The 9863-nt window shown below is 55.8% G+C and carries 7 protein-coding genes; 3 read left to right on the top strand and 4 right to left on the bottom strand.

Annotated elements, in window-relative coordinates; all coding sequences use genetic code 11:
- Positions 1-110: 110 nt before the first annotated feature.
- The 3 genes from IE038_RS23385 to IE038_RS23375 form a co-directional block, all read right to left on the bottom strand.
- Positions 111-3272 (bottom strand): CusA/CzcA family heavy metal efflux RND transporter, encoded by a 3162-nt coding sequence (locus tag IE038_RS23385; RefSeq protein WP_102053860.1) that lies wholly within the window; start codon positions 3270-3272, stop codon positions 111-113.
- Between the two features lie 24 nt (positions 3273-3296).
- Positions 3297-4547: an efflux RND transporter periplasmic adaptor subunit gene (locus IE038_RS23380; protein ID WP_102053859.1), complete on the bottom strand. Its 1251-nt coding sequence runs from the start codon at positions 4545-4547 to the stop codon at positions 3297-3299.
- Positions 4548-4615: 68 nt separating this feature from the next.
- Entirely contained in the window at positions 4616-5887 is a 1272-nt protein-coding gene (locus tag IE038_RS23375; RefSeq protein WP_010951456.1) for a TolC family protein, read from the bottom strand.
- Between the two features lie 403 nt (positions 5888-6290).
- Here IE038_RS23375 and IE038_RS23370 point away from each other — a divergent pair, with 403 nt between their 5' ends.
- The 3 genes from IE038_RS23370 to IE038_RS23360 all read left to right on the top strand — a co-directional run bounded on the left by IE038_RS23370 (position 6291) and on the right by IE038_RS23360 (position 9238).
- A complete protein-coding gene (locus IE038_RS23370) occupies positions 6291-7634 on the top strand; it encodes an OprD family porin (protein WP_003253422.1) in 1344 nt (447 codons plus the stop codon).
- A 488-nt stretch (positions 7635-8122) separates the two neighbouring features.
- A complete protein-coding gene (locus IE038_RS23365) occupies positions 8123-8797 on the top strand; it encodes a heavy metal response regulator transcription factor (protein WP_003253420.1) in 675 nt (224 codons plus the stop codon).
- A 117-nt stretch (positions 8798-8914) separates the two neighbouring features.
- The gene (locus tag IE038_RS23360) at positions 8915-9238 is read left to right on the top strand and encodes a hypothetical protein (RefSeq protein WP_010951457.1); all 324 of its coding nucleotides are present in this window, start codon (positions 8915-8917) and stop codon (positions 9236-9238) included.
- Between the two features lie 101 nt (positions 9239-9339).
- On the opposite strand, the gene IE038_RS23355 is transcribed toward IE038_RS23360, so the two are convergent.
- Entirely contained in the window at positions 9340-9762 is a 423-nt protein-coding gene (locus IE038_RS23355; RefSeq protein ID WP_229775729.1) for a hypothetical protein, read from the bottom strand.
- Between the last annotated feature and the right edge of the window lie 101 nt (positions 9763-9863).

The raw sequence follows: 9863 nt of genomic DNA, 5'->3' as shown, positions 1-9863 counted from the left end.
CATTCAGCCACCACAGCCAAACGGGTTGCGCTAACGCGCAACGCGCCATGCCTGGCGCACAACAAAAAAGCCCACAACACGTGTTGTGGGCTTCTCTTTAGCGGAGGCTGTTAGCTAACCACTTCGGCCTCGTCGCCGTCTTCATCCTTGCGGTGTGCCCAGTGATACAGGGCAGGCAGTACCAGCAAGGTCAGTGCGGTGGAGGACAGGATCCCGCCAATCACCACCGTCGCCAATGGCCGCTGAACTTCGGCACCGGTGCCGGTGGCCAAAGCCATCGGGATGAAGCCCAGGGACGCTACCAAGGCTGTCATCAGAACAGGTCGCAGACGGGTCAATGCACCTTCATCGACTGCCTGTCTGAGCGTTCGTCCCTCCTCCCTTAGCCCGCGGATGAAGGCAATCATCACCAGGCCGTTCAGTACTGCAACGCCGGACAGTGCAATGAAGCCGACACCTGCCGAGATCGACAGTGGGATGTCCCGCAGCCACAACGCCACAACACCACCGGTGAGTGCGAATGGAATACCGGTGAAGACCAGCATGCCGTCCTTCAGGTTGTTGAACATCAGGAACAACAAGGTCATGACCAGCAGCAAGGCGACTGGAACAACGATCTGCAGGCGTTTGGCAGCCGACTGCAGCTGCTCGAACTGGCCCCCCCAAGTCGTCCAGTAGCCCGCAGGGATTTGCACCTTCTTGTCCAGCGATGCGGTCGCCTCCTCAACGAAGGACCCCAGATCGCGGCCTCGAACGTTGGCGCTGACGATAACCAGACGTTTGCCGTTCTCGCGGCTGATTTGGTTCGGGCCCAGTTGCAGGTCCAGATTGGCGACCTGGGACAGCGGGATGAAGCCGATCTGATTGGCACCCTGTGCCGCATTGGCAGGTACCGGGATCAGCAAGCTGGACATACCCGCTACGTCGGTGCGAACGGTCTCTGGTAGGCGTACTACCATGTCGAACCGACGGTCGCCCTCATACAGCGTGCCGGCCTGACGGCCACCCACGGCGATAGCGATCGAGTTCTGAACATCCGCGATGTTCAGGCCGTAGCGTGCTGCTTTTTCGCGGTCAATGTTGATGGTCAGCACCGGCAGGCCGGATGTCTGCTCAACTTTCACTTCCGATGAGCCCGGGACCGCTTTGAGCGCTGCCGCGATCTTGTTGGCGGTGTTGTTGAGCACGTCCATGTCATCGCCGAAGACTTTCACAGCGACGTCACTACGCACGCCCGAAATCAGCTCGTTGAAACGCAGTTGGATTGGCTGCGACAACTCGTAGTTGCTTCCTGGAACACCCGCTGCGGCCTTCTGCACTTCAGCAATCAGCTCATCACGAGGCTTCTTCGGGTTAGGCCACTGATCCTGAGGCTTGAGCATGATGTAGGCGTCAGAGGCGTTCGGCGGCATCGGGTCAGATGCAATTTCTGCGGTACCCGAGCGTGCGAACATCCGCTCAACTTCAGGCACCTGCGCAATCACCGCTTTCTCCAGACGCTGCTGCATCTCGACAGATTGAGTGAGGCTCGTTCCAGGCACACGCATGGCCTGAAGCGCAAAGTCGCCCTCACTGAGGCTTGGGATGAACTCGCTACCCATACGACTTGCCAGTACGCCGCTGAGCACGACCAAAGCTACTGCGGCCGAGAAAGCGATGTTCCGGTGTCCCAGCACCCATTGCAGAACCGGCTCATAGCGCAGTCGAGCTGTGCGCATGACCACGCCTTCCTCTTCCTTCACCTTGCCAGTGACGAACATGGCAATAGCTGCAGGAACAAAAGTAACGGACAGGATCATTGCACCCAGCAGCGCCATCACAACGGTGAAGGCCATCGGGTGGAACATTTTGCCTTCGACGCCGGTGAGGGCGAAGATCGGCAGGTACACCACCATGATGATCAGCTGGCCGAAGATCAGCGGCCGACGAGCTTCTCGCGCCGCGGCAAAGACCTCGTGGAAGCGTTCGGTTTTGGTAAGCATGCGGCCATGCTTATGTTGCGCATGAGCCAGTCGACGGATCGCGTTTTCTACAATAACCACGGCACCGTCGACGATGATGCCGAAGTCGAGTGCCCCCAAACTCATTAAGTTGGCACTGACCTTGTTGTTGAACATGCCTGTGAAGGTGAACAGCATGGACAGCGGAATCACCATCGCGGTGATCAGAGCCGCACGGATGTTGCCGAGGAACAGGAACAGAATGGCGATAACCAGGATCGCGCCTTCCACCAGGTTCTTTTTCACCGTCGCGATGGCTTTTTCAACCAGGTTGGTACGGTCGTAAACAGTCACAGCCACCACGCCCTTTGGCAGGGTGCGGTTGATGTCCGCCAATTTGGCGGCGACAGCTTGAGATACGGTGCGGCTGTTTTCACCAATCAGCATGAACACGGTACCGAGCACGACTTCGCGGCCGTTCTCAGTAGCAGCACCTGTACGGAGCTCTTTACCGATGCTGACGTCAGCTACGCTGCTGATGCGAATCGGTGCACCATCCACACTGGTGATCACGATGTTGGCGATGTCTTCGATATTGCCTACCTGACCCGGTGCACGGATGAGCAACTGTTCACCATTACGCTCGATGTAGCCGGCGCCGACGTTGGCGTTGTTACTTTCCAACGCAGCAACCAGGTCATTGAGTGTCAGCTTGTAGGTAGCCAGGCGCTTTGGATCCGGCGCAACCAGGAACTGCTTGGCATAACCGCCGATGGTATTGATCTCGGCCACACCCGGGACGTTACGCAGCTGAGGCTTGATGATCCAGTCCTGGATCACGCGCAGGTCGGTCGGGGTGTACGGCGTACCGTCCTCTTTGACCGCGCCATCTTCGGCTTCAACAGTCCATAGGAAGATCTCGCCGAGGCCGGTAGATACCGGACCCATGACGGCCTCTACACCTTCTGGCAGCTGTTCCTTCGCAACCTGCAGCCGCTCGTTGATCAACTGGCGGGCAAAGAAGATGTCAGTGCCATCCTTGAAGATCACGGTGACCTGAGACAGGCCAGAGCGAGACAGGGAACGGGTCTGCTGAAGGCCCGGGAGACCGGCCATGGCCGTTTCAACTGGAAACGTGATCCGTTGTTCGGTTTCCAAGGGCGAGTAACCAGGCGCTGCAGTGTTGATCTGCACCTGAACGTTGGTGATATCGGGTACCGCATCGATGGGCAGCTTTTGATAGCTGTAGATACCGATACCCGCCATGATCAGAACAGCGATCATTACTACGATGCGCTGCTCGATGGCGAATCTGATGATACGTTCAAACATGAGAAATCATCCTGTCAGTTCGCATCAGTGACCGTGTTCGGCAGAAGCTTTGCCGAGCTCGGACTTGAGTGTGAAGCTGCCACTGGTTGCTACCTGGGCGCCGGCTTCAATACCGTCGATGATTTCCACGTACCCACTGTCGCGGCGACCCAGTTTTACCGGGCGGGTGTCAAAGCCATCTGGGGTGCGTACGAATACCGAAGGTTTGTCTTCAACGGTCTGCACTGCGTGCTCGGGGACCGCTACGGCAACTCGATCGGTCTGGGAAGTGACCGCAATGTTCACGAACAGGCCTGGACGCCAGGCGCCGTTGGGGTTGGTCAAGGTGACGCGGACAGTAGCTGCACGGTTTTGCTCGCCCAGCAGGCTGCCGACATAACCCACCTTCCCTTCGACCTCGACGTTCATGTCAGGCGAAGAGACTTTCACCGCACGACCAGTCGTGACCTTGCCCAGATCTGTAGGCGGGACGGCGAAGGTTGCCCAAACCTGGTTCAGGTCGGAAAGGATGAAGGCGTTGGTCGCCTCGCTTACGACTTCGCCAACGGTCAGATGTTTCTCCACTACCACGGCGTCGAAGGGAGCTCGAAGCTCGTATCGATTACCGCCAACGGAGTTAACCGAGGCACCGATAGCGCCGACCTTCTGCTTGGCGTTGGCCAAGGAGATCTCCGCTTCTTGCAGCGCTTGGCGTGCTTGGAGGTAGTCTTGCTCTGCAGAGATCTTGTCCTGCCACAGTTGCTTCTCACGTTCGAAGGTCACACGCGCCAGTTCGACGCGACGCTGTGCGGCCTGTTGTTCGCTGCGCAGGTCAGAGATCTGCTGGCTGGCGATTACCGCGAGGACTTGCCCTTTCTTGACCGTCTCGCCCAGGTTGGCCTGGACAGCCTCAACAACGCCAGGAACACGAGGAACCACGTGGGCAGTACGATCTTCGTCGAAGCGAATTTCGCCAGGGAAGCTCACGACGGTACCGAGGTCACGAGGCGCTGCAGCTTCCAGGGCAACACCAGCGGCCTTGATCTGTTCAGCGCTGAGCGTCAGCTTGCCCTCTTCTTCACCGCCCTCTTCGCTGTGGCCTTCTTCACCATGGCCCTCATCACCTTCCTCTTTGGCGGCAGATGCGGCTTTCTTTTCGTCGCCATGGCCATCGTTAGCGCCATGCTCGGCAGTACTGGCGGCCTGCTGTCCGGAACTGTTGTTCCAGGCAAGGCTGCCAAATCCGAGGGCTGCCACAGCGGCTACCGCGAGGGCGATCTTGCGTTTGTTATCCATTGCTACTCCTGCTGATCGTAGGCACCGGCTTGTTCAAGGCTGTGTGCCGAAGAAAATGTTTGGCCCGTTCAGCGAGTGCCGGCGGTTGAGCCGACTTCGCCATAAACCCTTTCCACCTGCGCACGCGCATTGGTCGCCGCTGCCAACGATTCGAGGTATTGGCCACGAGCGACGATCAAGGTGCGCTGGGCATCCAGCACTTCGATGAAACCGAATTTGCCCATCTCGAAGCCGCGGGTTGCGGTCTCTACGGCTTGTTGGGCTGAAGGCAGAATGGTCTTGTCGTAGGACTCGACCTCCTGCATGGCGGTGGACCATTGGTTCAACGCGGTTTGGGTTTCGGTGCGCAGGCGCAGCTCAACAGCATTGCGCTGGTCCCGGGCCTGATCTGCACGACGAGAAGCGGAAAGAATGTTGCCCTGGTTACGATCGAACAGCGGCAAAGGCATAGACAGGCCCACAGTGTTGACCCGCTCGCGCACAGAGCGGTCGTACTGGCTACCTACACTGACAGTAAGGTTCGGGATACGCTGAGCTTTCTCTGAGCCGAGCGAGGCATCGCTCTTGTCTATCTGCACCACGGCCTGACGCATTTCTGCTGTTTGGTCGAGCTTAGCCAGCAGATCTTCAGTGCGAGGTGGCAAGCCCGGGGAGAGGGTTGGCGATTCGAGTCGATCAAACACGGTGACTGAGCTCCCGGTAATTTGAGCGAGCTGTTGGTAAGCGGTCGCTTTTTCCGTTTCTGCACGTCGAACTTGCAGCTGGGCTTCGGCCAGTTGCACTTGAGCGCGGGTCGCCTCCACTGGGGACGACTTACCTGCGCGAACACGGCCATCGACGATGCGAAGACCGCGCTCAGTCAGTTCGAGAGATTGCTTGGCCAGGTCGAGACCTGTCTGGGCCCGCAACGCGGCGTAAAAGGCTTGGACGACATCTGCACGCAGGCCGTTAACGCGACGGTCTAACTCAAGCTGTGCGGCGGTCTGCCCGTATGTGGCGACGTCAACACGAGCCCCCCGCTTACCGCCCAGCTCAAGGGTCTGGCTGAGAGAGACAGTCGTCTGGCTGGTGTTACGACGGGTGTCTTCCACGTCATACGAGATTGTGGGGTTGGGGATAAGCCCGGCCTGCTTGCGAGCACCATCAGCGATCCCAATTTCTTGCCTGGCCGCGGCCAGGTCTGGGTTGGCATCCATGGCCGTCGAAAGCGCCTGGGGCAAGCTGATGCTTTGGGCAAGGGCTGCAGGCGCCATCAACCCAGAGATGACTGCACAGAGTGCAGCGATCTTCCAGGGCGAGACGGGGGTCTTGGGTAAGACATTGCGGTTATACCGGGGCACTTTGATGGTCCTCGTGCACAAACTTCGATAAAGCTTGGCGAGAACGCCGAAACAGCTGCCAAGCCCCACTTGATTAGGTGATGGCACTCTAATGAGCGGTAGCTATCAGAGGGGTGGCTAGAAAATTACAATTCCGTAAGAATGTCCTGTAATGCCCGAAAATACTGGGAAACCAAACCCGACACGATGATTTCGTTACAAGCAACGGAGATGGCAAACACGCGGTGCGAAGGCCCGAACAACAGGTAGATGACGAAATTGTAATTTTCCTATCACCCCCCCGTTATCTTCGGCCTGCAAATATGAGCTCGCGCTACGCTAGGCGCGCCGCCTGGTCAGAACAATTAACGACACCCGCGCCGGTAAACATAATAAAAACTGCCGTGAATCAAAGGAGCATCGGATGAAAATCAAAGTACCACTGTATTTGGCGGCAGTTTCTGCGCTGTCTGGAAGCTATGCTATTTCGGCACAGGCAGAAGACAAGCCAGAAGGCTTCATTGAAGGCAGCAGCCTTACAGTGCTGAACCGTAACTTCTACTTCAACCGTGATAACCGCGACAGCACTGCCCCCACTTATAACAGTGGCAAGGGCAACACCAACGGCTACTCCGAAGCCTGGGCGCACGCGATCATCAGCAAATTCAACTCTGGGTTTACCCAGGGAACCGTTGGCTTTGGCGTTGATGCCTTCGCCATGATCGGCCTCAAGCTCGACACCGGTGATGGGCGCAACGGCGGCCGTAGCTCCTTCGACGTGCTACCCGTTGATAACAAGGGCGAAGCTCGCGACGAATACACCAAGGTCGGCGGCGCAGCCAAAGTCCGCTTGTTCGATACCATCGTGAAAGTAGGTGATGTTTTCCCATCGACTCCGGTCGTTGCATCCGGCGACTCTCGCCTGCTGCCAGAAAGCTTCCGCGGCGTGACCGTTGAGAACACCAGCATCCAAGGCCTCACCCTGCAGGGTGGTCGTCTGCATGCGATGAGCCAGCCGGTCTCAAGCAACCTGAACGACAACTTCGTGACGTTCTACGGCGGCCCGGTCAACTCGCCATGGATCGGTTACGGTGGCGGTGACTACTCGATCAACGACAACTGGACTGTGAGCGTCTACGCCAGCCAGCTGAAAGACGTCTGGAATCAGTACTACGCCGGCACCAGCGTGGTTTACCCGCTGAGCGACGATCTGGCGCTGATCGGTGGCTTCAACTACTACAAAGCCGTAGATGAAGGTAAGAAGCGCCTGGGTGAATTCGACAACAACATCTGGAGTGCCAAGGTCGGCGTGCGTTACGGTGCCCATACCCTAGCCCTGTCGCACCAGCGCAACAACGGCGACGACGATTTTGACTACCTGCGTCAGTCGGACTCGATTTTCGTCGACAACTCCATCCAGTACAGCGACTTCAACTCGCCGAAAGAGCGTTCCTGGATGCTGCGCTATGACCTGAACTTCACCAGCTACGGCATTCCAGGCCTGACGTTCATGACCCGCTACGCCAGAGGCTCGGGCGCGGATTACTCGAACGCTAACCAGTTCTACATGCGCACTGATGACAACGGCAACCCGCTCGACAATCAGAAGCGTTGGGAGCGTGACGTCGAAGTCAAATACGTTGTCCAAACCGGTCCAGCAAAAGATCTGTCCTTCCGGTTGCGCCAGGCAACCACACGTGCCACTGCATTCGAATCGGATCTGGATGAAACCCGTGTGATCATTGAGTACCCGCTTTCGATTCTGTAATTCGCTAACTGGACCAGTTATTCATTAACTGGTCCTATTAGTAAAACGAGCATTACGAATTCACCTTGAGTGGCTTAAGTGCTCCTTTGGTAAAAGGTGGATATTTGGCGCCCATTGGGCGCCTTTTTTTGCCTAAAATTCAAGTAGGCGTTCGATTGTACGCATCGCATGCCGGTGAAGTTCATGACTACACCAATGACCAGTCTCTTCAATGTGAGCGACCTCGCCGTCATCTGAGCGGAACGAAGCCAGCACAAAGAAGAAAATAACCCAATACTTCATAAGGTCAAATCACCTGCTGGAGAGAGGGCCCGCAACTGTCAAACCCAAACCGCGACAAGATATACCGCCAGACTATCAACTGTATTACCTAGAAATTACAAATCCGTCATTTGAGCCCCGGCACGCTCATTTTGATTTACCATCCCTTTCAATAATGCCGGCGCGCGTGCGCGGTTAATTGCTCAGTGATATCGAGACAAAATCCCATGCGAATTCTGGTAATTGAGGATGAAGTAAAAACTGCGGAGTATGTGCGTCAAGGTCTGACGGAATGTGGCTATGTCGTAGATTGCGTCCACACCGGGTCAGATGGATTATTCTTGGCTAAGCAGCACGAATATGAGCTGATTATCCTGGATATAAATCTGCCAGAGATGGACGGTTGGCAGGTCCTTGAGTTGTTGCGTCGTAAAAACTGCCCTTCCCGTATCATGATGCTGACGGCGAGAAGCCGGCTGGCGGATAAGGTCCGGGGGCTGGAGAACGGAGCAGATGACTACCTGATCAAGCCATTTGAGTTCCCTGAGCTGCTGGCCCGGGTTCGCGCCTTGATGCGCAGGTCAGATCACCCTGCATCCGTAGAGGTCATTCGCGTCGCTGACCTGGAGCTTGATCAGAGCCGGCACAGGGCATTCAGGGACGGTCAGCGCATTGACCTGACCACGAAAGAATTCGCGTTACTGCATTACCTGATGCGTAATACCGGTGTGGTGCTGAGCCGCACCCAAATTATTTCGCAGGTTTGGGATATGAATTTTGACTGCGACACAAACGTTGTAGAGGTGTCGATTCGAAGACTCAGAGCCAAGATAGATGACCCTTTCGAGACCAAACTGATACATACGCTTCGGGGCGTAGGGTATGTGCTTGAAAAACGATAGTTGCCAAGCTCTCTAGTACCGAAAATCCGCTACATGCTCCCGTCGCTTGCGAACTTGAGGTTTCTGTTTACGATCCGCGGCGCTGATTCCTCACTCAACAAATGAGGTAGGCTGTACATGAGGTATAGCATTGATTATCAGCAGGTTTCGCAAGGACAATCCGATGCCAGCATTGATGCCTGTCCAGCTGACATTGTCTTCAACAGCGACCATGGCCTAGCTCTTATCCCGTGCGTTGGCGATGTTATCAACCTCCCCTCTACGGCGGTCAAAGAAGGGGTTTGCGGCATCGTTAGATCAAGGATTTTCAATTATCTCAGAGGTCCTGAAGAGCTGTACTGTCACGTCAATATTCTCGTTGAGGAGGCGGACATCAATTTCGAAAGTCTCATCTCGGAATACATGCGCAATCAGTCACGTGCTCGCTCGCCTTCTTCATAAAGTCGAAGGCGGGCCAGTCCATTAATGGTTGTGTATGGGTGAGGGTTCAGCAGAGCGAGCGCCTACTGAGCACCAGAGATGAATAGTCACAGCCTAGTGGTTTAACGCGGTACTGCTGGTGTACGCAGGGCCGGACTCATTGTTTTTTGAATGGCGCATTGCAGCACATAGAAATATAAAACCCCGGAAGCAAATACGATTGCGGACAGATAAGCAAACTCAGAGTCTAAAACCCCGGAAACCATATACAATTTAATCGTGATAGAACCCATAATAATTCCGGTACAGTACATGACGCCTGTGAACTGATTGCCCAAAAAACTCAGTATGCCGCTGAAGGCATTGTTCGCACTCAACAGCATTGCTTTCAGTATCGTCCAGCCGAGAACTGGCAGAAAAGCCTTGATCATGAAGGCGAATAACATCGACGATGCAAACAGTTTTATCGGGGTTTCTGCCCACGGCTTGATGGTGCCGTCTACTTCAACGCCGGTATACAAGATGATATTCAGAATAATCGCCATAAGGGTGCATATGCCGAGGCGTATCATTTCCCGCTTAAGGAAGGTCTGAAGTACCCACCGATTTTTGAGGCCCTCGCTGCTTGAGGTTCAAAAAATCCAAG

Source organism: Pseudomonas laurentiana, assembly GCF_014648275.1.
GTDB lineage: Bacteria > Pseudomonadota > Gammaproteobacteria > Pseudomonadales > Pseudomonadaceae > Aquipseudomonas > Aquipseudomonas laurentiana.
This window is presented reverse-complemented; position numbering and strand designations above follow the sequence as displayed.